Genomic DNA, 22,662 nt, shown 5'->3' on the forward strand with positions numbered 1-22,662 from the left:
ATGAGCACGGCCAGGGCGTCGGCCCGGTGGATCCGCGCCGACCTGAGGGCCCGGCGGGGGCAGGCGCTGCTGACGGTGCTCGCGGTCGCGGGGATCGTCACGGCGCTGATCGTCTCGGTGACCCTCCTGGAGGACGGCACCAATCCCTGGCGGGGGCTGTTCACCGAGTCCCGCGGCGCCCACGTGTGGATCCACACCGGGAACGCCCCCGACGTGACCGCGCTGTCCCGCCTGCCGGGCGTGGCCGAGGTGGCCGGGCCGTACCGCACCGCGCCGGTGACGCTCACCCTGGAGGGCAAGAAGTCGCCGGTGGCGCTGCGCGGGATGGAGGCGAGACCGCCGGCGGTGGCCACGCCGCTGGTCCGGCAGGGGCGGTGGCTGCGCCCCGGCGACGCCGACGGCGTGGTCGTCGAGCGGTCCTTCGCCGAGGCGCTGGGCCTGCGGGTCGGCGCGTCCTTCCCGGTCACCGCGCTCAACGGCGCCTCGCACCCGCTGACCGTGGTCGGCCTGGCCGACACCGCCGACCAGGGCTTCTACCCCGAGTGGACGCCCGGCCTGGCCTGGACGCTCACCTCCGCCCTCGCCCGGATCGAGCCGGCGCTCGGCCGCAGCGAGTCGGTCACCGGCCTGCGGCTCGTGGACGGCGAGAACACCCTCCCGGCCGTGCACGGCGCGGTCACCCTGCTGGACGACCAGATCCGGCGCATGTCCACCTGGCGTGAGGTCCGCGCCGCCATGGAGCTGGACAACCGGCTGCTCGGCCTGCTGCTGGCCCTGTTCGGCGTCACCGGGCTGGTCGCCGCCGCGCTGGCCGTCGCCAACGCGGTGGGCGGCCGGGTGCTCACCCAGACCCGCGACATCGCCACCCTCAAGTCGCTCGGCTACACCCGGGGCCAGATCTTCGGCCTGCTGACCGTGGAGCACGGCGCGCTCGGCCTGCTCGGCATCGCCTGCGGGCTGGTCTGCGGGCAGCTCGTCGCCTTCTTCGCGCTGGACGGGGTGCCGCTCCTGCCGCCGTCGCCGCTGCCGCTGCTGCTGATCATCCTCGGCACCGCCGCGGTGGTCGTGGTCGCCGCGGCCCTGCCCGCCTGGCGCGGAGGCCGCACGCCGCCGCTGCCCGCGGTGCCCGCCGCGCCGCCCCGGGGCCGCCTGTCGCGGATGGCCCGCCTCGCCCTCCTGGTACGGCTGCCGCCCGCGCTCGTCCTGGGCACCCGCGACGCCTTCACCCGTCGGACGCCCGCGCTGCTGAGCATCTTCGGTCTCGCCGTCCCGATGATGATGATCACCATCGGGCTGGGGTGCTGGGCGACCCTGGACGACTTCCTGCGCCACCCCGAGCGGGTCGGGCAGGCGGCGGCGCTGGTCGTCCACCCCGACAAGCTCCCCGCCGAGGAGGCCGCCCGGCTGGCCGCGGCCGACCCGCAGGTGCGGGCCGTCTACCCCGGCGCCGAGGTCTCCGCGCTGGAGCCGGAGCAGACCAGGACCGTCCTGGCCAGGGCGCTGGGCACCTCGGCCGAGCCGTACCCCTTCCGGGTGGCCGAGGGGCGGATGTTCGCCGCCCGCGGCGAGGCGCTGGCCGGGCAGGGGCTGCTCGACCTGCTGGGCGTGAAGATCGGCGACCGGGTGCGGATGACGGTCGGCGGCACGCCGCTGATCGTGCACATCGTGGGCCGGGTGGTGGAGCCCGACCAGGACGGCGAGGTGCTCTCCCTGGGGATGGACACCCTCGCGGCCAAGGACGCGGTGCCGCCGCAGTTCTACAGCCTGGTGCTCGAACCGGGGGCCGACCCCGCGGCGGTCCGGGCCCGGCTGCTGGCCGCCTCCGGCGAGAAGCTGGAGGTGGCCCGGGTGGTCAACCCGGCCGAGCGGCTCTCGGTCATCCGCGTGGTGATCGTCGCGCTGATCGTGGTGCTCTCGCTGCTGGGCCTGGCGAACCTGCTGACCGCCAGCGCCCTGGGCCTGCGGGACCACGCGCTGGACCTGGCGGTGCTCAAGGCCATGGGCCTCACCCCCCGGCAGGTGGCCGCCACGCTGGTCACCGGCACCGGCCTGCTCGTCGTGCTGGGCGTGGTGGCCGGCGCCGCGGCCGGGGCCTCGGTGGTGACGGGCCTGGTCGACCTGCAGGGCCACACCAGCGGCGTCGGCGCGGGCATCGGCCGGGCGCCCTCGCCGCTGACCCTGACGGTGGCGGTGGCCGTCGCGGTCGGCGCGGCCCTGCTGGTCGCCCTCATCCCGGCGAGGAGAGCCGCCCGCGCCCAGGTCCCGGTCACGGCCCGATAGCCACGGGCCCCCGACGGCCACGGGCCGGCGCCATCGGCGCCGGCCCGCCGTCATGCCTCAGGCCATGACGGCGCGGTCGCTTCGCCCGCCGGACGCGGAAAACGGCGCGGTACGGCGGGGCCGTACCGCACCGTCTCCCATACGGGACCGTCAGGGGCGGGTGAGGGAGAACCAGTAGAAGCCGTAGGAGGGGAGGGTCAGCAGGTAGGGCAGGGTTCCGATCTGGGGGAACGGAACCGAGCCGCGGGCCTCGACCGGCGTCATGCCCTCGAAGCGGCGCAGGTCCAGCTCGACCGGCTGGGGGTACTTCGAGAGGTTGTTGACGCACAGCATCAGGTCGTCGCCGTCCTCGCGGATGAAGGACAGCACGGCCGGGTTGCCGGACCACAGCTCGTTGTAGACGCCCGTGCCGAAGACCGGGTGGTTGCGCCGGATCTCCAGCATCCTGCGGGTGAAGTGCAGCAGCGACGCCGGGTTCCTCTCCTGGGCCTCGACGTTGATCGCCTGGTAGCCGTAGATCGGGTCCATGACGGTGGGCAGGTACAGCCGGCCCGGGTCGGCCTGGGAGAAGCCGGCGTTGCGGTCGGGGCTCCACTGCATCGGGGTGCGGACCGCGTCGCGGTCCTCCAGCCAGATGTTGTCGCCCATGCCGATCTCGTCGCCGTAGTACATGACCGGCGAGCCGGGCAGCGACAGCAGCAGGGCGGTGAACAGCTCGATCTGGTCGCGGTCGTTCTCCAGCAGCGGGGCGAGACGGCGCCGGATGCCGAGGTAGGCGCGCATGCGCGGGTCCTTGGCGTACTCGGCGTGCATGTAGTCGCGCTCTTCCTCGGTGACCGTCTCCAGCGTCAGCTCGTCGTGGTTGCGCAGGAAGATGCCCCACTGGGCCTTCTCGGGGAGCTTCGGCGTCCGGGACATGATCTCGGAGATCGGCTCGCGGCTGCCGCGCCGCACGGCCATGAAGATGCGCGGCATCAGCGGGAAGTGGAACGCCATGTGGCACTCGTCGCCGCCGGTGGTCGGGTCGCCGAAGTACTCCACGACGTCCTCGGGCCAGCCGTTGGCCTCGGCGAGCAGCACCCGGTCGGGGTAGAGGCGGTCCACCTCGGCGCGGACCTTCTTCAGGTAGGCGTGCGTCTCCGGCAGGCCGGAGCAGGACGTGCCCTCACGCTCGAACAGGTACGGCACCGCGTCGAGGCGGAAGCCGTCGATGCCGAGGTCCAGCCAGAACCGCAGCACCTCCAGCATGGCCTCCTGGACCGCCGGGTTGTCGTAGTTCAGGTCCGGCTGGTGGGAGAAGAAGCGGTGCCAGTAGTACTGCTTGCGGACCGGGTCGTAGGTCCAGTTGGACTCCTCGGCACCGATGAAGATGATCGGGACGTCGGGGTAGCCGGTCGGCTCGTCGGCCCAGACGTAGAAGTCGCCGTAGGGTCCGGTGGGGTCGTGGCGGGACGCCTGGAACCACGGGTGCTTGTCGCTGGTGTGGTTCATCACCAGGTCGGTGATGATGCGCAGGCCCCGCTGGTGGGCCTCCTCGACGAGCTTCACGAAGTCCGCCAGGTCGCCGAACTCCGGCAGGATCTTCATGTAGTCGGAGATGTCGTATCCGCCGTCACGCAGCGGTGACTCGTACAGCGGCAGCAGCCACAGACAGTCCACGCCGAGCCACTGGAGGTAGTCCAGTTTCTCGATGAGACCCCGGAGGTCTCCCGTGCCGTCGCCGTTGGAGTCCTTGAACCCGCGGACCAGCACCTCGTAGAAGACCGCGCGCTTGTACCACTGCGGGTCGGAGGAGACGAAGTCCTCGGACACGGTCTCGGGGGAGGGGGATGCGTGCATCGTGTTCTCGCTCAGGGTGAGAAAGGGCAGGACGATGTCGCCGGTCTACCGGCTGAACATGTTGTGATGACCGCGCTGGCCGGGAGTCGTCATCCCCATGAGCTCCGGGCCCCGGTCGGACCGAATTTGTGATTCGGTGCCGTCCGTTTGTGGCGCTTTATGCGCGAAGACTACCAGCCGGAGGGGCCCGGCGAACCCCCAGAAATCGGACGGTCCCCGCTTCGTTCCGCGGATTCCCCGCGAGTATCGCGCCATCCGCGCGTAGCCGTCACGACACTTACCGTTTCTTTACCGGAAAGCCGCGGGTCACGGCCGCGCTGACCTGGGCGTACGGACACCCGGCGGGCGCGCGCCGACGACGATCGGAAAGGGCTTTCCGGGGGCGCGGCCCCGGGAGGACCGGGCCCGGAACGGCGTCCCTCAGGCCCAGGGCGGGGTGAGGCCGGTCAGGCGCTCCTCGCGGTCGGTGAGCCAGGCCCCGAAGAGCACCAGGCCGCGCACCCAGAACCGGTCGTTCCACCCGTTGAACCGCGCCAGGGCGTCCGGCCCGGCGGCGACGACGTCCTGGAGCGGCTCCGACAGCAGCGTGGGCACCGTCGAGGCGACCCGCGCCAGCATGCGGTGGCCGTACTCGCGGGCCGGCGCGGCGGCCGAGCGCAGCGGGACCCGCTGGAGCGGCTGCTTGACCACGTTGGTGGAGGGCAGCGCCGCGACGCGCGGGTTGGCCGCGTGCAGCAGCTCCCGGTAGAAGCGCCCGCCGTCCTTGCGGGCCACCCCCACCGACAGCGCCGCGTCGAAGAAGGCCGGGTGCATGAACGGCGCGGCGAACGACACCTCGGGCCCGACCAGGTTGACCGCCGAGCGGGCGATGCCCTTGGCCGTCCGGGTGTGCAGCACGGAGAGGGGCAGCTCGGCCCGGTGGCCGTTCAGCATCGAGGTCGACTGGGCGAAGGCCGTCCGCACCGCCGAGTCGATCCACTCGGCGGCGGCCTCGGACAGGAACGGCACCGAGGGGGCGCCCAGCGACAGCGAGCCCAGCAGCGCGGCCTTGCGCTCGGCCTGCGAGGAGGCGGTGATCGCGGCCCCGCTGACCATGAAGTTCTTCAGCAGCGGCCCGCCGGCCAGGCCGTCCACCAGGGTCCGGCCCGCCCGGTGGACTTCGCGGGCGAAGGGGGCGTACCAGGCGTGGTGCGGGGTGAGGAACTCAAGACGCCGGGCGACGTCCAGCGCGTCGGCGGGATAGGCGGCGGCGTCCTGGGGGATCACGCGGTGCCGTACGCCCAGCTCGCGGGTGATGGCGCGGGCGAAGGCGATGTCGGTGTCGGTGCCGTCGTCGGGGCTGGTCGTCCACGACTCCACGTCGGCGCCCCGGGCCACCGCGACCGAGCACAGCAGCCGCGAGTCGTAGCCGCCGCTGACCGGCACCAGCAGCGGCCGGTCCTCGAAGTCCTTGTAGACCTCGTGCAGGATCTCCAGGATCTCCCCGGCCGAGCGGCCCGCCTCGAACGGCTCCTCGCGCAGCCAGCGGGGCAGCATCCGCTCGGTGGCGATCCGGCCGGTGGCCCGGTCGAGCACCAGCGCCCCCGACCCGGTCAGCCGCTTGACGCCGGTGTAGGGGGTGTCGTCGCGGAGCGGGAAGGTGACCTGGATGATCGCGGCCCAGGCCTCCCAGTCGACCTCGTGCGGGCCGCTGGTCAGCGACAGCAGCGGCTCCAGCAGGGAGGAGAAGTAGACCACGCCGTCCAGCGCCAGGTAGTAGACGTCCACCAGGCCGAGCCCGCCGGCGTGCAGCACGATCCGCTCGTCGTCGCCGATCAGGCCGGGCGTCTCGAACTCCTCCGCCACCCCGATCCACGACCGCGTCCGGCCGGGCCCCGACGGCCCGCGCTCACCCCAGGCGAACGCCCACGTCCCCTCGCCGCGGTGGTACGGCGGCAGCGGCGAGGAGCTGAACAGGGCCGCTCCCGGCTCGCGCAGCGCGGGCCGCACCCGCGGTCCCGCCTGCCGGAGGGTCTCCAGCGCGGCCTCGTCGAGGTGGCCGATGCCGCCGCAGACGTACGGCCTCACATTGAACGTCGGCCACTGCACCGTGCTACTCCTCTATGTCGCGATTGAGTAAAGGGTATCCTTTCGCCCGGCTCAGGAATCGGAGGACGACGTGGCGGGCGATCAACTCGAGAGCACACGGCTGGCGCTGCGGGACGCGGTTGCCCAGGCGGAACGGGCTGCCGAGCTGGCCAGACTGCTCGACGCGGCGCAGGCGAGGATCGCCGACGCGGAGCGCGCGTCGGCCGAGGCGAACGCGCTGCGCGAGCGTCTGGAGCAGGCCGAGAAGGGCCTCGCGGCGGCACAGGCGGCCGAGGAGAAGCTCCGCCGCGACCTGGCCGAGCAGCGCTACCAGGCCGAGGTGGCCAGGTGGAAGCTGTCGTCGGTGCAGGTGGCCCGCTGGTCCCGGCTCGGCGACGCGATCAAGACGGGCAAGAGCAACCCGGTCCGGCTGGCGCGGGGCCTGCGCGGGGCCGCCAAACCCGCCAAGCGCCCGGCCGCGCCCAAGCGGCAGCCCATCCCGGTCACCAAGAAGACCGACCGGCAGGTCCCCGGCGCGTCGTTCCAGGCCACCACCTCCACCCGGATCATCGGCGGCGCCTCGGTCAAGCTGAAGCCCTTCCGCGTGCCGACCGGCCCCAACACCCGCCCCCACCTGACCGCGGCCGTCGTCGCCGAGCCGCACGCCGAGGCGCTGCTGCGCTACGAGTGGCGCCAGACCGCCGGGTTCACCCCCGGTGACTTCGCCCGCGCCCTGTCGGCCGAGATCCCGCACCTGCTGCTGGTCGAGTCGGTCACCGAGGGCCCCTGGGCCGACGAGGTGCGCGAGGCCGGTCCGGCGCTGCGCGCCCTGCTGGCGTGGTGCGCCGAACGGGGCATCCGCACCGTCTTCTGGCACACCCACGGCGAGGTCGGCCGGTTCGCCGCCGCCGCGAGCCTGTTCGAGCACGTCGTCTCGGCGCTGCCCGGCACCGTCAAGGAATGGGGCGCCACCCTGGCGGCTCGGGAGCCGGAGCCCGGCCGCCGCCCGCCCTCCCTGGGCCTGCTGCCGTTCGCCGTCCAGCCCCGGGTGCACAACCCGCTGCCGCTGGCCGGGGACCGCTTCGACCGGGTGCTGACCCTCGCGGAACTGCTCCCCGCCCACCTGGCGTATCCCGACGTGCTCACCTCCTACCGCTGGCCCAGGGCCGTGTACTGCCCGCCGGGCACCGAGCCCTGGCGGATGGCCGAGCTGGCCGCCTGCGGCACGCCGATCACCCCGGTCAACCCGGCCGAACCCGTGGCCGCGACGCCGCCGCAGGCCGGGCCGCCCGCCCCGCCGGACGCCCTCGCCCTCTCCGCCGACGACCGCCGGGCCCACGTGGCGCTCCGCCAGTCCTACGCCGCCGGCACGATGAGCCAGAAGGTCGACGACCTGCTCGGCGCGGTCGGCCTGCCCAGCGCCCGCGCCACCCTGAACATCTCGGTCATCCTGATCGACCGGGGCGACCTCGACCACGCCCTCGCCCAGGTCGCGCCGCAGAAGGGCGTCGTGCAGCTCGTCGTGCTGTCGGACGCCCCCGACGCGGCCGAGCGGGCCCGCGCCGCGATGCCCGACCGGGTGGACGTCGCGGCCCGTCGTACCGAGTCCGGGCTGACCCTCGGCGGCATGCTGAACCGCGCCCTCGACCTGTGCGAGGGCGACCTGGTCGCCGTCATGGACGGCCGCGACCTCTACGGCGAGCACTACCTGACCGACCTCGCCCGTCCCTTCCTGTTCACCACCGCCGACATCGTCGGCAAGGCGGCCTACTTCGCGCACATGCGCGACGTCGCCGCGACGGTGCTGCGCCAGCCGTCGGCCGAGTACTCCTACCTCCCCGAGGTCTCCGGGGCGACGCTGCTGGCCCGCCGTACCGTCCTGCGCGGCATCGGCTTCGCCGACGTCTCCGAGGGCTGGGACGAGGTGCTGATGCGCCAGTGCCGGGCCGACGGGATCAAGGTCTTCTCCGCCGACCGCTACGGCTACGTGTGCGTGCGCGACCGCGACCGCTGGCTCCTCGGCGCGGCCCGGCTCGTCGACTACGGCCCGCCCGAGCCGCACGCGCTCGTCTAGACTGCGCGGCGTGGCACCGCTCACCGGCGCGTTCACCGGCGTGGCACCGCTCGCCGGCGCGCTTCCCGGCGGCCGGCCGTGACGCCCGGCAGGCTCGCGGAGGTCCTGGGCCTGCCGCCGATCCCGCGCGGCACCTGGGCCGAGGCGGCGACGTACGTCTCCCCGGCCGCGCTGCGGCGCGGCGAGGACCCGGAGGCGATGGCCGCGCGGCTGCGCGCCCTGCCCGGCATCGCCGGCGTGCGGGTACGGCCCGGCGGGTTCCTGGAGATCGAGGTCGCCGTGCCGGGAGAGCTGGTCGCCGAGATCGGCCCGGCCGCCGCGGCCCCCGTGACCCCCGCCGCCGGTCCGTCCCCCTGGCCGGACTTTCCCCGGACCTGGGCCAACCCCGGCTTCGCCGTACGGTACGCCCACGTGCGGGCGGCGGCCGTGCAGCGCTGGGCCGCGGAGCTGGGCGTGACCGGGGACTTCCGGCCCGGCCTGCTCACCGGACGCCGGGACCGCGCCGTCCTCAGGTCGCTCGCCGAGCTGCCCGGCAGGCGGGTGAGCAGGGACCCCGGCTGGGCCGCCTACACCGAGCAGCTCGCCCTGGCCTACCACGACGCGTTCGAGCGCGCCCCCGCCCTGCCCTCGGGCGACGAGCCGCCCTCGCCGCTGCACGCGGCCCGGGTACGGCTGGCCCGCGCCGTACGGGACGTGCTGGCCGAGGGGCTGGCCGCACTCGGCGAGACAGCGCCGACCGGCCTGTGATAGACCCTCACGGACAGTCCGTGAGGAACCTTTACGGAGCGAACGGACGGGAGGGGTCGATGAGCGGTCCGCGGGACTGGTCGCCCGGGGAGCCGCGGCGGCCCGGGGTGGTCCGGCGCGTCCTGCCGGTGGCGCTGGCCTTCGCGATCATCGCCTGCGGGACGGTCTACCTCCGCGGCGATCTCCAGGGCCTCATCGGGACCGCGCCCGGCTCGCCCCGGTCGGCCGCCGCCACCCACCGCCTCTACGCCGCCACCAGGCCGGTCGGCGGACGCTGCGCCGGGCTGCCCCGCGACCTCGACGCCCGGCCGGGCGTGACCCTGCGCGCCCTGGCCCGCTGCCTGGACGGGATGTGGGCGGCGTCGCTCGCCGAGGCCGGCATCGACTACACGCCCCCCGCCGAGCTGCGGCTGGTGCGCGTCCCCGCGGACGCCGCGTGCGGCAAGGAGGACCACGACTGGGCCGGGATCTACTGCCCGCGGGAACGCGTGGTCAACGTGCTGGTCCAGGGCGGCGACGGCCGGACGGCCCCGATGATGTTCACCCTCGCCCACGAGTACGCCCACCACGTCCAGGAGGTCAGCGGGATCGCCGACAGGCGGGGCTCGGAGACCTTCGACGAGGCGTGGTCGCGGCGGCTCGAACTGCAGGCCGACTGCCTGGCCGCGGCGGCGCTGCGGGTCGTCGGGCCGCGCCTGCTGCGCGAGCAGCGCCGGGTGGCCGCCGCCGACGCCGGTGACCCGGACGGCCCGGCGGCGAGCTACCGCCAGTCGCACGGCTCGGGCGCCAGCAGCGCCGCGTGGATCGCCCGGGGGCAGCGCACCGGCACGGTGGGGGCGTGCAACACCTGGGGCGCCCCGGCGACGCAGGTGTCCTGAGGCCCTCCCGGCGGCCGGGGCCGACGGCGCGGTCTCCGGGCCTGGTCTCCGGGCCCGGTCTCCCGGCGGGGCGGGGCCGGGGCGCGGATCTCCTCACGGCGGAGGCGGGGGAAACGTAAAAATATCGCGCTCCCGGTGTGAAACACGTGAAAACTTCATGCCATTGGGGAGGACGTCGTCTCGACAGGTGGTCATTCGTCTCATCGGCGCCGCCGGGTCCGATAGCCTCGATCGGGTGAGTCGATTCGCCCATCCCGCCGGTGACCGGCACGCCGAGGTGCTGCCCGAGGAGCGCCCTCCGCACGCGCCCGCCGACCTCAACGGACTCGATCCCCACATCTGGCCGCGAACGGCCGGCCGTGACGGCGGCGCCGTCACGATCGGCGGCGCCGACGTCAGGGACCTGGTCGCCGAGCACGGCACGCCTCTCTACGTGGTGGACGAGGAGGACTTCCGTTCCCGGTGCCGCGACTACCGCGAGGCGTACGCCGACGGCGACGTCCACTACGCCGGCAAGGCGTTCCTGTGCCGTGAGACGGCCCGCTGGGTCATGCAGGAGGGCCTGGGCCTCGACGTGTGCAGCGGCGGCGAGCTGGCCGTCGCGCTGAGCGTCGGCTTCCCGCCCGAGCGGATCACGATGCACGGCAACAACAAGTCGCTCGCCGAGCTGGAGCGGGCCGTCGAGGCCGGTGTCGGGCACATCGTGGCCGACTCCTTCGAGGAGATCGCCCGCCTGGGCTTCCTCGCCGACAGGCACGGCAGACGCCCCCGGGTGATGATCCGCGTCACCGTGGGCGTGGAGGCGCACACCCACGAGTTCATCGCCACCGCCCACGACGACCAGAAGTTCGGCTTCTCCCTCGGCAGCGGCGCCGCGGCCGAGGCGGCCCGCCGCGTCCTGGCCCTGCCCCAGCTGGAGCTCGTCGGCCTGCACTCCCACATCGGCTCCCAGATCACCGACACGGCCGGGTTCGAGGTCGCCGCGCGGCGGCTGGCCACGCTCCTGGTGCAGATCAAGGAGGAGCACGGCGTCGTCCTGCCCGAGCTCGACCTCGGTGGCGGCTACGGCATCCCCTACGTCGAGGGCGACACCGCGCCCGACGTCAAGGTGATCGCCGACGGCCTGCGGGAGATCGTCGCCAGGGTGGCCGAGTCCGCCGGCCTGCCGGTGCCCCGGCTGACCGTCGAGCCGGGCCGCAGCATCGCCGGCCGCGCGGGCGTGACGCTCTACGAGGTCGGCACGATCAAGGACGTCGAGGGGCTGCGCACCTATGTCAGCGTCGACGGCGGCATGAGCGACAACATCCGCACGGCCCTGTACGGTGCCGAGTACACCGCGCGCCTGGCCTCCAGGGAGAGCGACGCCGAGCCGATGCTCTCGCGCCTGGTGGGCAAGCACTGCGAGAGCGGCGACATGGTGGTCCGCGACCTGTGGCTGCCGGCCGACCTCGCCACCGGCGACCTGGTCGCGGTGGCCGGCACCGGCGCCTACTGCCGGTCGCTGGCCAACAACTACAACTACCTCCCCAAGCCCGCCGTGGTGGCGGTCAGGGACGGGGAGTCCCGGGTGATCGTCCGCCGGGAGACCGAGGAAGACCTGCTGAGGGGCCAGCTGTGAGGGCGGCCGTGAGCGAGAAGGGTGGTGCGGGCGCGTGGCTCTGAAAGTAGCCCTCCTCGGGTGCGGCGTCGTCGGCTCCCAGGTGATCCGGCTGATGCGCGAGCAGGCCGACGACCTCGCGGCGCGCGTCGGGGCCCCGCTGGAGCTCGCCGGGGTGGCCGTGCGGCGGCCCGGCCGCAGGCGCGACACCGACGTGGACCCGGCCCTGCTGACCACCGACGCCGAGGCGCTGGTGGCCCGGGACGACGTCGACATCGTCGTCGAGGTGATCGGCGGCATCGAGCCGGCCAGGTCCCTGATCCTGTCGGCCATGAAAGGCGGCAAGTCGGTCGTCACGGCCAACAAGGCGCTGCTCGCCGAGGACGGCGCGACCGTCCACGCCGCGGCCCGGGCCAACGGCGCCGACCTCTACTTCGAGGCGGCCGTCGCCGGGGCCATCCCGCTGATCCGCCCGCTGCGCGAGTCGCTGGCGGGCGACCGGGTCCACCGGGTGATGGGCATCGTCAACGGCACCACCAACTACATCCTCGACAAGATGGACTCCACCGGGGCGTCGTTCTCCGACGCGCTGGAGGAGGCCCAGGCCCTGGGGTACGCCGAGGCGGACCCCACCGCCGACGTCGAGGGCTTCGACGCCGCCGCCAAGGCCGCGATCCTCGCGAAGATCGCCTTCCACAGCCGCGTGACGGCCGCGGACGTCCACCGCGAGGGCATCACCGAGGTCACCGCGGCCGACGTGGCCGGCGCCAGGGCGATGGGATACGTCATCAAGCTGCTGGCGATCTGCGCCCGCTCCGACGACGGCCGCTCCTTCGGCGTACGGGTCCACCCGGCCATGATCCCCAGGTCGCACCCGCTGGCCGGGGTCCGCGAGGCGTACAACGCGGTCTTCGTGGAGGCGGAGTCGGCCGGCCGGCTCATGTTCTACGGCGCGGGCGCCGGCGGCGCCCCGACGGCGAGCGCCGTGCTGGGCGACATCGTGGCCGTGGCGCGCAACCACCTGGCCGGCACCCGCGGCCCGGCGGAGTCCACCTACGCCGACCTGGCGGTGCACCCGATGGGCGAGACCGTCACGCGCTACCACGTCTCCCTGGACGTCGCCGACAAACCGGGCGTGCTCGCCCGGGTGGCCGACATGTTCGCCAGGCAGGACGTCTCCATCCAGACCGTCCGCCAGGAGGGGCACGGCGACGACGCCCAGCTCGTCCTGGTCACCCACCGCGCCGGCGACGCCGCCCTCTCGGCCACCATCCAGGGGCTGCGCGAGATGGACATCGTCCGCGACGTGGTGAGCGTCATGCGCGTCGAGGGCGAGGACATCGCCTGATCCGCCGCGAGGCCGGCCCGCCCCGGGGTCCCGCGTGGGTTCCCGGGGCCGTCCGTTCCGCGGCTCGGACCTGATCCGGCCTGCGCGGCGGGCCGGGCGGGCCGGGCGGTCCGTCGCCGGGGTCCGGGGCCGTCCCGGCGGTTTCGCCGGGACGGTTCGATGACATCCCGTGCGCCGGTGATCACCGGCTTGTACCGTGGTGCGCATGACCCCCTCCGCCGCCCGCAGGGCCGTGCCCGCCGACAGGACCGTCCGCCGGACGCGGCCGCCGGTGACGGCGGCCGTCCTGACGACGCTTCTGACCGTGCTCCTGACGGCGCTTCCCGCGATGCTCCCGGGGACGCTTCCGGGCGCGACGGCCCGGGCGGACGGTCGGGGGGATCCCGGGGCCGCCGGGCACCGTACGGCGGGAGGGGCCGGCGCGGAGGCCGACGGAGCCCGCGCGGCCGGGACGGCCGGGACCCGGGCGCCGAAGCGGGCCGGGGCGATCGTCTCGCTGACCTTCGACGACGGCGACGCCACCCACCCGGCCGTCGCCCGCATGCTGGAGCGGCACGGCATGCGCGGCACCTTCTACGTCAACACCGGCACGGTCGGGCACGAGCTCAAGCTGACCCGCCGCGGGCTCGCCGCGATCGCCCGGGCGGGCCACGAGATCGGCGGCCACACGCTGACCCACCTCCGCCTGCCCGAGCTGTCCGTCGCCGAGCAGCGCGCCCAGATCTGCGACGACCGCAGGAAGCTGGTGGCCTGGGGATACCGGCCCGCCACGCTCGCCTACCCCTTCGGCTCGGTGGACGCCCGCGCCGAGGCCGCGGCCCGCCGGTGCGGCTACGACGCGGCCCGCGACGTCGGCGGGCTCCGCGAGTTCTCGTGCCCGGCCTGCCCGGCGGCGGAGACCCTGCCGCCCAGAGACCGGCACGCGATCCGCACGGCGAGCTCGGCGGGCCCGGACACGCCGCTGAGGCGCCTGAAGCAGCAGGTCTTCGACGCCGAGAAGAGCGGCGGGGTCCTGCCGCTGGTCTTCCACCGGGTCTGCGAGGACTGCGGCGACTACTCGGTGTCGCCGAAGCTGCTGGAGGACTTCCTCGGCTGGCTGGCGACCCGCGGGTCCCACGGCACGGCCGTCCGGCCGCTGGGGGAGGCGGTCGGCGCCCGCTACCGCCCGCTGCCGCGCGGCGAGTGACCCGCCCGGCCTCCGACGCACGGGCCGGATGGGACATTTCGTGAAAAATAGCCTTTCACCCTCGCTATCCTTCGCTGGTGCCCGTTCAGCCTTCCCCCTCCCCGGACGTCCCCGAGTCCCCCGTCCCGGACACCGCTGAGACGGGCCCCGCCGAGGCGGATCCCGCCGAGACCGGTCCCGCCGAGACCGGTCCCGCGACCCCCGAGGGGTTCAAACGAGCCGCCGACGGGCCGGTGGCCGAACTGGTGTGGGACGGCCGGCGCTGGGCCGCGGACGGCGAACCGCTCGGCGAGCGTCCGAGCGCCGCCGAGGTCGCCCGCCTGCGGCCGTTGCGGGGCCTGGCCGTACGGTGGCCCGCCGAACCGGTGCCGGCCGGCACGGTCACCGGGCTGGCCGCGGCCGGGGTGCCGCTGCACGCCGCCGCCTCGCCGGGCTGGGTCGAGCCCGGCCTGGCCCGCCTGCTCGCGGCCTGGACGCCCGGGGACGACCCCGGCGGGCCCCGTTCGGTGTCCGCCCTGCGCCGTGAGGAGCACAGCGTGCGGCTGCGCCGCCACGCGCTGCGCGGCCCGGCCGCCGGGACGGCGGGAGCCGCCGGAGCCCGAACCGGGGCCGGGGCCGGGGCCGGTGCGGGCACGGCGCCGAAGGTCAGCGTCGTGATGTCCAGCATGCGGCCGCACCACCTCGGCCAGGCGCTCACCCAGATCGCCCGCCAGCGGGGGGTGGAGGTCGAGGTCCTGCTCGCCCTGCACGGCGTTCCGGCCGGCCACGAGGCGGTACGGCGGGCCCTGGCCGCCTGCGAGGCGTCGGTGACGGTCGTCGAGGTCGCCGCCGACGTCCCCTTCGGGACGGCGCTCAACACGGCCGCCCTGCGGGCCGGCGGCGACTACGTCGCCAAGTGGGACGACGACGACTGGTACGGGCCCGAGCACCTGGCCGACCTGCTCATGGCGCGGTCCTACTCCGGCGCCGACATCGTGGGCACCGCCGCCGAGTTCTTCTACCTGGAGCCGCTGGACGCCACCGTCCGCCGCACCGACTACACCGGCGAGATCTGGTCCGACCACGTGGCCGGCGGCACGATCCTGCTCGCCCGGGACCGGTTCACCGAGACCGGCGGCTTCCCCGCCCTGCCGAGCGGGGTGGACGCGGCCTTCCTCAAGGCCGCCCACGCCGCCGGGGCGCGCGTCTACCGCACCCACGGCCTCGGCTACGTGCTGCGGCGCTCGGTACGGGCCCAGCACACCTGGCGGCTCCCGCTCGCCCACTTCCTGCGCGTCGCGTCCAGCCAGTGGCGCGGCTTCCGCCCGAGCCTGCTTCTGGAAGCGTGATGACACCACGGATCCCCGGCAACGACCACCGCGTCCTCACCCCGCCCGAGCCCGGCGCCTGGACGCCCTCGCTGCGGGTCAGCGTGGTCGTGCCCGCCTACGGCGGCCAGGACAAGCTCGACCTGGTGCTCGCGGGGCTGGCCGGGCAGAGCTACCCCGCCGAGCTGACCGAGGTCATCGTGGTGGACAACGGGAGCGACCCGCCGCTGCGCCTGCCCGCGCTCCGGCCGCCGGGCACGAGACTGATCGCCTGCCCGGTCCCGGGCCGGGCGCACGCCCGCAACGCCGGGCTCGCGGCCGCCACCGGCGACGTGATCCACTGGCTCGACTCCGACGTGGTCCTCGACCGCCTGTCGGTCGAGGCGCACATGCGCTGGCACCACGTGGCGCCGTACCTCGTGGTGACCGGCTACCTGCGCTTCACCCCCGCGGAGTTGCCCACGCCGGAGGCGGTGGCCGCCGCCGGCGACCTGGCGGAGCTGTTCGAGCCCGCCGAGCCGCACGCCTGGCTGGTGGACCTGATCGAGCGCACCGGCGGCCTCACCGACAACCCGCACCGCGCGTTCAGCCTGCACGTGGGCGGCGCCACCTCGGTCGGCGCCGCGCTGCTCACGGCGGCCGGGCCGATGGACACCGACCTCATCCTCGGCCAGGACACCGAGATGGGCTACCGGCTCGCCCAGGCGGGCGCGGTCTTCGTGCCCGAGCCGCTGTCCCGGGCCTTCCACCTCGGCCCCACCATGCGGATGCGCGGCAAGGCGCCGATCGACCGGGTCAGCCACGCGTTCGTGGCCGACCGGATCCCGTCCTACCGCTGGCTGCGCTCCCACCCGGCGCGGCAGTGGAAGGTGCCCTACCTGGAGGTGGTCGTCGAGGCCGGCGGGCGGGCGGGCTACGACGAGGTCCGCGCCACGGTCGACGCCGTCCTCGCCGGCACCCTCCCCGACGTCGCGGTCACCGTCGTCGGGCCCTGGGACCGCGTCGCCGCCGAGGGTCGCGCGCCGCTGCGCAACCCGGACCTGGAATCGGCGCTGGTCCGCGGCCACTACGCCCACGAGGGGAGGGTGCGCTTCGCCCTCACCGCCCCCGAGGCGGCCCGCGTGACCGTGCCGTACCGCGAGGGGGCCACGCCGTACCCGGGGGAGCGGCCGGAAGGGGAACGGAGGCCGGAGGGGGAGCGGGGCTCGGTGACGGCGGCGCCGTACCGGCTGCGGCTGCCCGCGGGCTGGACGCCGGACGAGGACACCCTGGCGCGCCTGCTCGACCTGGCCGTCGAGGGCGAGTACGGCCTGGTCTCCGTGCTGCTGGCCGAGGAGACCGGAAACGCCGGGGACGCCGGGGACCAGGGGAACGCGGACGGCGCCGAGGGCACCGAGGGCACCGGGGACACCAGGGGCGGGGCGAGTGAAGGAGGCGACGGGGACGCGGGGCTGGTGACGGCCCGGCTGGAGCGCACCGCCGCGTTCGCCCGCGCCGCGATCGTCGCCGGCGAGGGCGAGGACCTCGACGATGCCGTGGACGACGTCTTCGGGGTCCTCTGGGTGGACGGCGAGACCTACGGATTCACCACGGGGCCGCGGCAGATCACCGGACGCCGGAGCGCCTACCGGGCCCGGACCGAGGCGCGGGCCGAGGCCGACCGCCTCGCCAGGGAGGCCGAACGGCTCCGTGGCGAGGTGGCCCGGTGGAAGGAGGAGTCGGGCCGCTGGCGCAGGAACGCCGTCGAGCTGCGGCGCGAGGTCGGCGGGCTGCGCAAGGAGCTGGCGGCGGCCCGCAAGGAACTGGCCGCCGCCAGGAAGGTGATGCAGCTCGGCCTGCTGTCGTCGGTCAGGCGGGCGCTCGCGCGCCGCCGGTGACGACTCCGGCTCAGCCCGGGGAACGGTCTCTCCGGGCGGACGCTCACGCGCCGCGGACTCCGGGCCGCGCGGGGAGCGGCCCTCCCCGGCGGATGCTCACGCGCCGCCGGTGACGACCCCGACCCCGCCCAGGAAGTAGTTCCCGATGCCCCGGTAGGGCACCTCGGCGCCCGGTTCGGGACGCCACTCGGGAAGGTTGACGACGCCCGGCTCCACCACGTCGAAGCCGTCGAACATGCGGACGATCTCCTCGCCGGTCCGGGCGACGAAGGGCGCGGACGCCCGGTCGTAGGCCTGGGTGACGGCGCCGGCGGCCTGGGGCCGGGCGTCGATCGCCACGTGCGACAAGATCAGGTGACTGCCGGGCGCCATGGCCTCGCGCAGCGTGGCGATGACGCCCAGCGGGTCCTCCTCGTCCGGGACGAAGTGCATGACCGACAGCAGCAGGACCGCCACCGGCCGGTCGAAGTCGATCGCCGCCCGCACGTCCGGGTCGGAGAGGATCTCGCGGGGGCGGCGCAGGTCGCCCTCGACGATCGTCACCCGGTCGTCCTTGCCGAGGATCGCCCTGCCGTGGACCAGGACGGTCGGGTCGTTGTCCACGTAGACGACCCGGGCGCCCGGGGCGACCTGGTGCACGTTGTCCTGGGTCGGCAGGCCGGCCCCGAGGTCGAGGAACTGGTCGATGCCGGAGGCGGCGGAGAAGGTGACGGCGCGGCCCAGGAACGCGCGGTTGAACCGGGTGCTGTGCCGGATCTCCGGGACCGCGGCCAGGGCCCGTTCCGCGGCCTCCCGGTCGGCGGGGAAGTTGTCCTTGCCGCCCAGGTAGTAGTCGTACATGCGGGCGACGTTGGGAACGTCCGTGCGAATGCCCTTGGGTATCTGGTCGGTCACGAGCCGCTCCCCCGGGGTGGTTTTCCGAAATGCGGTGATCATATCGGTAGGAGGGCCTTGGAGAAGCGCCCCCGGAGCTGACAAGATCGCCGCATGGCCGCCTCCTCCCCGCGCCGGGTCCTTGGCCTCCAGCTCGCCGACGGCATCGGCCGCGGCAACATGTGGGCCTTCCTGTTCCTGGCGTTCACCTCGACCATGGTCATCTCCTTCCTACCCGCGGCGCAGCCGTACGTGCTGAAGGGTGTCCTGGGCGTCGCCGGGGACGACACGGGGAAGATCGTCGGGTTGCTCGGCTCCGCCGCCGAGATCGCGATGATCGCCAGCCTGGCCTGGTACGGGGCGCTGGCCGACCGGTTCGGCCGCCGGCCGATCGTGGTCATCGGGTTCACGCTGTGCGCGCTGGGCGCGGGGCTGTTCCCGTTCGCCGGGGACACCGGCGTGCTGGTGGCGCTGCGGGTGGTCTTCGCCCTGGGCGTGGCCGCGCTGAACGGCATGCTCTCCACACTGGCCATCGACTACGTCCGCGACCGCTCCCGGGGGAAGTCCTACGGCCTGGTCGGCCTGTTCAGCGGGCTCGGCGCGATGGTCGCGGTGCTCGCGCTGGTCCGCCTGCCCCAGGCCCTGGAGGAGGGCGGCGCGGAGCCGGTCACCGCGGCCCGCCTGTCGTTCCTGCTCGTCGCCGCCGCCGTCCTCGGCGTCGCCGTGCTGATGTGGTTCACCCTGTCCGCCGCGCGGGTCAGCGAGAGCGCCGCGCGCGTCCCGCTCACCCGCCTGGTCCGCGAGGGCGTGACGCTGGCCCGCGATCCCGGGGTGGCGCTGTCCTACGCCGCGGCGTTCGTCGCCCGCGCCGACCTCGCGGTGGTCGCCGGCTTCCTGTCGCTGTGGATCACCGACTACGCCACGAGGGAACACGGCATGTCGGCCGCCGAGGCGCTGGCCCGCGCCGGGGCCGTGGTCGGCGTCGCGCAGACCGTCGCCATGCTCGGGGCGCCGCTGTTCGGCTGGCTGGGCGACCGGATGCGCCGCCAGGACGTGCTCATCCTCGCCCAGGTGGTCGCGGCCGCCTCCTACCTGTCCACGCTGCTGGTCGACGATCCACTCGGAGCCGGGATGATGCCGGTGGCGGTGCTCGTCGGACTGGGGGAGATCGCCGCCATCACCACCGCGGGCCCGCTCCTGGCCGAGCGGGTTCCGGCCGCCGTGCGCGGGTCGGCCTACGGCGTGCAGACGCTCTGCGGGGCCGTGGGGATCCTGGTGGTCTCCTCGCTCGGCGGCGCGCTGTACGACTCCTGGCGGCCCGCCGCGCCGTTCGTGATCTCGGGGGTGTGCGGCCTGCTCGTCGTCGCCTTCGGCCTGGCCGTACGGCGGCGCATCGCGCCCCCGGCCGCCGAGCGTGAGGACGAACCGGCCGCCGCCCGCTGACCCGGCCCGCCGGGCGCCCGTCCGGCCGCCGGGCGGACGCGCCGTACGGGCGGGCGCGCCGTACGGGTGGGTCAGTCGGGCCGCCGGGTCGAGCGCAGCAGGGAGCGCCAGTTCCGCCGCCGGGCCGCCGCGGACGCCGTCCGCCCGGGGACGCGCGCGGACGGCCGGGCGCCGCCGGAAGCCGCCTGCCCCGTCTTCGCCGCCTTGTCCGCCTCTACCGCCTTGTCCGTCTGGACGGCCTCAGCCGTCTTCGCGGCCTTCTCCGGCTGGGCCGCTTTCCCGGGCTGAGCCGCCGCTTCCGGCCGGACCGTCTTCTCCGCCCGCGTCGCCTGGGCGGCCCGCGCCACCTGCGCCGCCTTCCCCGCCCTCTCCGTCTTCTGCGCCTTCTGGTCCTTCTGGTCCTTCGCGGGCCAGAAGTCGGCCCGTGCGCCGTGCCGTACGCCGTGGGTCGCCTCGATCGAGGCGGTGACGTCGGCGGCGCCCAGCAGCAGAGCCCGGCCCAGCGCCTCGGTCCGCACCAGCGTCGCCGGGCCGTCCTCACCGAGGTCCACCACGAGCATGCCGGACCGGTCGTCCTGCATCGCGGCGATCATCCGCTCCAGCGAGTCGCGGCCCGGCGGCACCGAGACCGGGCCCGTGTAGCGGAACGGGATCGGCGCGGGCGTGGTCGTGATCCCGCCGACCCCGCCGGCCGCGGTGATCCCGTCGCCCTCGTCGGCCAGCCGTACCCGGCGGTCATGGGCGAAGTGCTCACGCAGCAGCCGCAGCTCGAAGAGGGGGTCCTCCGGCCCGGGACGGCCCTCCGACAGCTTCGACCAGGGGGCGACGAGGGTGACCACCACGTCGGGCAGCGACCCGGACAGGGCCGCGCCCACCGCCGCGCGCACCCGCCCGGGGTCCGGGTCCTCCCCGAGACGGAACACGATCTCCACGTACGGCACCAGCCACTGGCGACCCGGGTCCTTGCGCAGGTCGCGGCGGAGCGGCACGCGCTGGGCGAGGTAGGGCGCGACCGTGCGGACCGCGCGCTCACGGTCGAGGCGCTGCGCGGGGATGCCCAGGTGCACCGCCTGGGCATCCATGTCGGGCACGAACACCACGCCGTGCGCGGCGAGCCGGTAGGCGAACTCGGTGTCCTCGCCGCGCAGGACGGCCGGGTCGAACCCGCCGACGGCGTGGAAGACCTCCCGCCGCAGCGAAACCGTGGGGCCGGTGCACACGTGGTAGGGGTTGCGGCTGGTCCGCAGGCCGTTCGTGCGGGCGATCGTCTGCTCGGTGGAACTGGCCTGCGCCGCCGACAGGTCGAAGACCTCCCCGAGCGAGCCGGCGCGCACCGCGTCGTGCACCTCGCCGGGGGACAGGACGGGCTCCTCCACGAACCGCTTCGCGCCGATGGCGACGACGTACCCGGCCAGGTGGTGCCAGCGCGCCAGTGCCTCGATGTGCTCGCGGCAGACGACCATGTCGGAGTCGAGCCGCTGGACGATCTCGCCCCCGGCGCGGGCGGCCCCGGTGTTGACCGCGTGCGCGATGCCCCAGCCGCCCGGGGCGGCGGGCTCGATCCTGGCGCCCGGCGGCGCGATCTCCGGCAGCCTCAGCGGGGGGTCGCTGCCGTCGTCCACCACGATCACCTCCATGAGGTGGGCGGGGTAGCTCTGCGCGGCCAGGGCGGCCAGGGCGAGGTCCAGCCGGTGCTGGCCGCCGCGCGCCGGGATGACCACGCTGACCGGCAGGGACGGCTCCCACGCGCCGAGCGCGGGCGGGGTCAGGGGGGAGTGGTCGTTGTGCCGGATCGGTGGCGGCCCGGCCGCTGCTCCATCCGTCATCCGAAAATGCCCCTTGTCTGCGTCGCCGCTTGTCAAGTTCCCGCCGACCCTACCCGGGCAGCCTGAGGGTTTCCTGTACGGAGCCACCGAGACCGGGCGGATTCATCCCATCTGGTGGACGGCGAATCCCGTCGCGCGGGCGGTTGCCCGTAGAATCGTGCCAACACCGCAGGTAGCGCGCGTGGTGTCACCGCGCGCGAGAGGAGCAATCATGACCAGGGCGTGGCGTGGCCTGATCGAGGAGTACCGTGACCGGCTTCCGGTGACCACCGCGACGCCCGTCGTCACGCTCCTGGAGGGCGGTACGCCGCTCGTCCCGGCTCCCCGGCTGTCGGCGCTGACCGGCTGCGACGTCCACCTGAAGGTCGAGGGCGCGAACCCGACCGGCAGTTTCAAGGACCGCGGCATGACCATGGCCATCAGCAAGGCCGTCGAGGCCGGAGCCAAGGCCGTCATCTGCGCCTCCACCGGCAACACCAGCGCCTCCGCCGCCGCCTACGCCGTACGCGCGGGCCTGACCTGCGCCGTGCTGGTGCCGCGCGGGAAGATCGCGATGGGCAAGCTGGCCCAGGCGCTGGTCCACGGGGCCCGGCTGCTCCAGGTCGAGGGCTCCTTCGACGACTGCCTGGAGATGACCAGGAAGCTCTCGGAGAGCTACCCGATCGCGCTGGTCAACTCGGTGAACCCGTTCCGGCTCCAGGGGCAGAAGACCGCCGCCTTCGAGATCGTGGACGCCCTGGGCGACGCGCCCGACATCCACTGCATCCCCGTCGGCAACGCCGGCAACATCTCCGCCTACTGGATGGGCTACACCGAGTACGCCGCCGACGGCGTCGCGACCCGTACGCCGCGCATGTTCGGCTTCCAGGCCAGCGGGGCCGCGCCGATCGTCAACGGCGCGCCGGTCTCCCACCCGCACACCATCGCCACCGCGATCCGCATCGGCAACCCCGCCTCCTGGCACCTCGCCGAGGCGGCCCGCGACGAGTCCGGCGGCCTCATCGACGCCGTCACCGACCGGCGGATCGCCGCCGCCTACAAGCTCCTGGCCCAGGAGGAGGGCGTGTTCGTCGAGCTGGCCTCGGCCGCCAGCGTGGCGGGCCTCCTCCAGGCCCACGAGCGGGGACTCGTCGCCCCGGGCCAGCGCGTCGTCTGCACGGTGACCGGCAACGGCCTGAAGGACCCCGACTGGGCCATCTCCGGCGCGCCCGCCCCCGTCACGATCCCGATCGACGCCCACGCCGCCGCAACAGCCCTGGAACTCGCCTGACACGTGACGCCGACGTGGGTCGTCCTTGAGCGGGTCCGGGCCGCCACACA

General features: G+C 74.6%; 15 protein-coding genes. 11 read left to right on the forward strand and 4 right to left on the reverse strand.

Annotation, left to right across the window (positions count from 1 at the left end):
• On the forward strand, positions 1-2,280 hold the full coding sequence (locus IEZ10_RS08455) for an ABC transporter permease (protein ID WP_189245920.1): 2,280 nt from the start codon (positions 1-3) through the stop codon (positions 2,278-2,280).
• Positions 2,281-2,430: 150 nt separating this feature from the next.
• Here IEZ10_RS08455 and treS read toward each other — a convergent pair whose 3' ends face one another.
• A complete protein-coding gene (treS, locus tag IEZ10_RS08460; RefSeq protein WP_189245921.1) occupies positions 2,431-4,119 on the reverse strand; it encodes a maltose alpha-D-glucosyltransferase in 1,689 nt (562 codons plus the stop codon).
• A gap of 420 nt (positions 4,120-4,539) precedes the next feature.
• A complete protein-coding gene (locus IEZ10_RS08465) occupies positions 4,540-6,207 on the reverse strand; it encodes an asparagine synthetase B family protein (protein ID WP_189245922.1) in 1,668 nt (555 codons plus the stop codon).
• A gap of 70 nt (positions 6,208-6,277) precedes the next feature.
• Between IEZ10_RS08465 and IEZ10_RS08470 the strand changes: the two genes are divergently transcribed.
• The 8 genes from IEZ10_RS08470 to IEZ10_RS08505 all read left to right on the forward strand — a co-directional run bounded on the left by IEZ10_RS08470 (position 6,278) and on the right by IEZ10_RS08505 (position 17,200).
• Complete coding sequence (locus IEZ10_RS08470; RefSeq protein WP_189245923.1) at positions 6,278-8,260, forward strand: cell envelope integrity TolA family protein; 1,983 nt, start codon at positions 6,278-6,280, stop codon at positions 8,258-8,260.
• 78 nt (positions 8,261-8,338) lie between these two features.
• On the forward strand, positions 8,339-9,007 hold the full coding sequence (locus tag IEZ10_RS08475) for a DALR anticodon-binding domain-containing protein (protein ID WP_189245924.1): 669 nt from the start codon (positions 8,339-8,341) through the stop codon (positions 9,005-9,007).
• 59 nt (positions 9,008-9,066) lie between these two features.
• Positions 9,067-9,885 (forward strand): neutral zinc metallopeptidase, encoded by an 819-nt coding sequence (locus IEZ10_RS08480; RefSeq protein ID WP_189245925.1) that lies wholly within the window; start codon positions 9,067-9,069, stop codon positions 9,883-9,885.
• Between the two features lie 235 nt (positions 9,886-10,120).
• Complete coding sequence (gene lysA / locus IEZ10_RS08485; RefSeq protein ID WP_189245926.1) at positions 10,121-11,503, forward strand: diaminopimelate decarboxylase; 1,383 nt, start codon at positions 10,121-10,123, stop codon at positions 11,501-11,503.
• A 34-nt stretch (positions 11,504-11,537) separates the two neighbouring features.
• Positions 11,538-12,830, forward strand: a complete 1,293-nt coding sequence (locus IEZ10_RS08490; RefSeq protein ID WP_189245927.1) for a homoserine dehydrogenase — start codon at positions 11,538-11,540, stop codon at positions 12,828-12,830.
• Positions 12,831-13,035: 205 nt separating this feature from the next.
• On the forward strand, positions 13,036-14,016 hold the full coding sequence (locus tag IEZ10_RS08495; protein ID WP_189245928.1) for a polysaccharide deacetylase family protein: 981 nt from the start codon (positions 13,036-13,038) through the stop codon (positions 14,014-14,016).
• A gap of 77 nt (positions 14,017-14,093) precedes the next feature.
• Positions 14,094-15,344, forward strand: coding sequence for a glycosyltransferase family 2 protein (locus IEZ10_RS08500; protein ID WP_229811072.1), 1,251 nt, complete (start codon positions 14,094-14,096; stop codon positions 15,342-15,344).
• On the forward strand, positions 15,344-17,200 hold the full coding sequence (locus IEZ10_RS08505) for a glycosyltransferase family 2 protein (protein ID WP_189245929.1): 1,857 nt from the start codon (positions 15,344-15,346) through the stop codon (positions 17,198-17,200). Before IEZ10_RS08500 ends, IEZ10_RS08505 begins: the two co-directional genes overlap by 1 nt.
• Positions 17,201-17,296: 96 nt before the next feature.
• Here IEZ10_RS08505 and IEZ10_RS08510 read toward each other — a convergent pair whose 3' ends face one another.
• Positions 17,297-18,094, reverse strand: a complete 798-nt coding sequence (locus IEZ10_RS08510; protein ID WP_189245930.1) for an SAM-dependent methyltransferase — start codon at positions 18,092-18,094, stop codon at positions 17,297-17,299.
• Positions 18,095-18,187: 93 nt separating this feature from the next.
• Here IEZ10_RS08510 and IEZ10_RS08515 point away from each other — a divergent pair, with 93 nt between their 5' ends.
• On the forward strand, positions 18,188-19,516 hold the full coding sequence (locus tag IEZ10_RS08515) for an MFS transporter (protein ID WP_189245931.1): 1,329 nt from the start codon (positions 18,188-18,190) through the stop codon (positions 19,514-19,516).
• Between the two features lie 71 nt (positions 19,517-19,587).
• Here IEZ10_RS08515 and IEZ10_RS39840 read toward each other — a convergent pair whose 3' ends face one another.
• The gene (locus IEZ10_RS39840; RefSeq protein ID WP_189245932.1) at positions 19,588-21,342 is read right to left on the reverse strand and encodes a glycosyltransferase family 2 protein; all 1,755 of its coding nucleotides are present in this window, start codon (positions 21,340-21,342) and stop codon (positions 19,588-19,590) included.
• A gap of 211 nt (positions 21,343-21,553) precedes the next feature.
• On the opposite strand from IEZ10_RS39840, the gene thrC reads away from it, so the two are divergent.
• Positions 21,554-22,612 (forward strand): threonine synthase, encoded by a 1,059-nt coding sequence (thrC, locus tag IEZ10_RS08525; RefSeq protein ID WP_179819235.1) that lies wholly within the window; start codon positions 21,554-21,556, stop codon positions 22,610-22,612.
• Positions 22,613-22,662 lie beyond the last annotated feature (50 nt).

The sequence above is a fragment of the Streptosporangium pseudovulgare genome (genome assembly GCF_014648055.1).
In the GTDB taxonomy this organism is placed as follows: Bacteria; Actinomycetota; Actinomycetes; order Streptosporangiales; family Streptosporangiaceae; genus Streptosporangium; species Streptosporangium pseudovulgare.

Coding starts and splice junctions, on each gene's coding strand:
- IEZ10_RS08455 (WP_189245920.1), top strand. CDS start 1: ATGAGCACGGCCAGGGCGTCGGCCCGGTGGATCCGCGCCGACCTGAGG.
- treS (WP_189245921.1), bottom strand. CDS start 4,119: ATGCACGCATCCCCCTCCCCCGAGACCGTGTCCGAGGACTTCGTCTCC.
- IEZ10_RS08480 (WP_189245925.1), top strand. CDS start 9,067: ATGAGCGGTCCGCGGGACTGGTCGCCCGGGGAGCCGCGGCGGCCCGGG.
- IEZ10_RS08495 (WP_189245928.1), top strand. CDS start 13,036: ATGACCCCCTCCGCCGCCCGCAGGGCCGTGCCCGCCGACAGGACCGTC.
- IEZ10_RS08505 (WP_189245929.1), top strand. CDS start 15,344: ATGACACCACGGATCCCCGGCAACGACCACCGCGTCCTCACCCCGCCC.
- IEZ10_RS08515 (WP_189245931.1), top strand. CDS start 18,188: ATGGCCGCCTCCTCCCCGCGCCGGGTCCTTGGCCTCCAGCTCGCCGAC.
- IEZ10_RS39840 (WP_189245932.1), bottom strand. CDS start 21,342: ATGACGGATGGAGCAGCGGCCGGGCCGCCACCGATCCGGCACAACGAC.
- thrC (WP_179819235.1), top strand. CDS start 21,554: ATGACCAGGGCGTGGCGTGGCCTGATCGAGGAGTACCGTGACCGGCTT.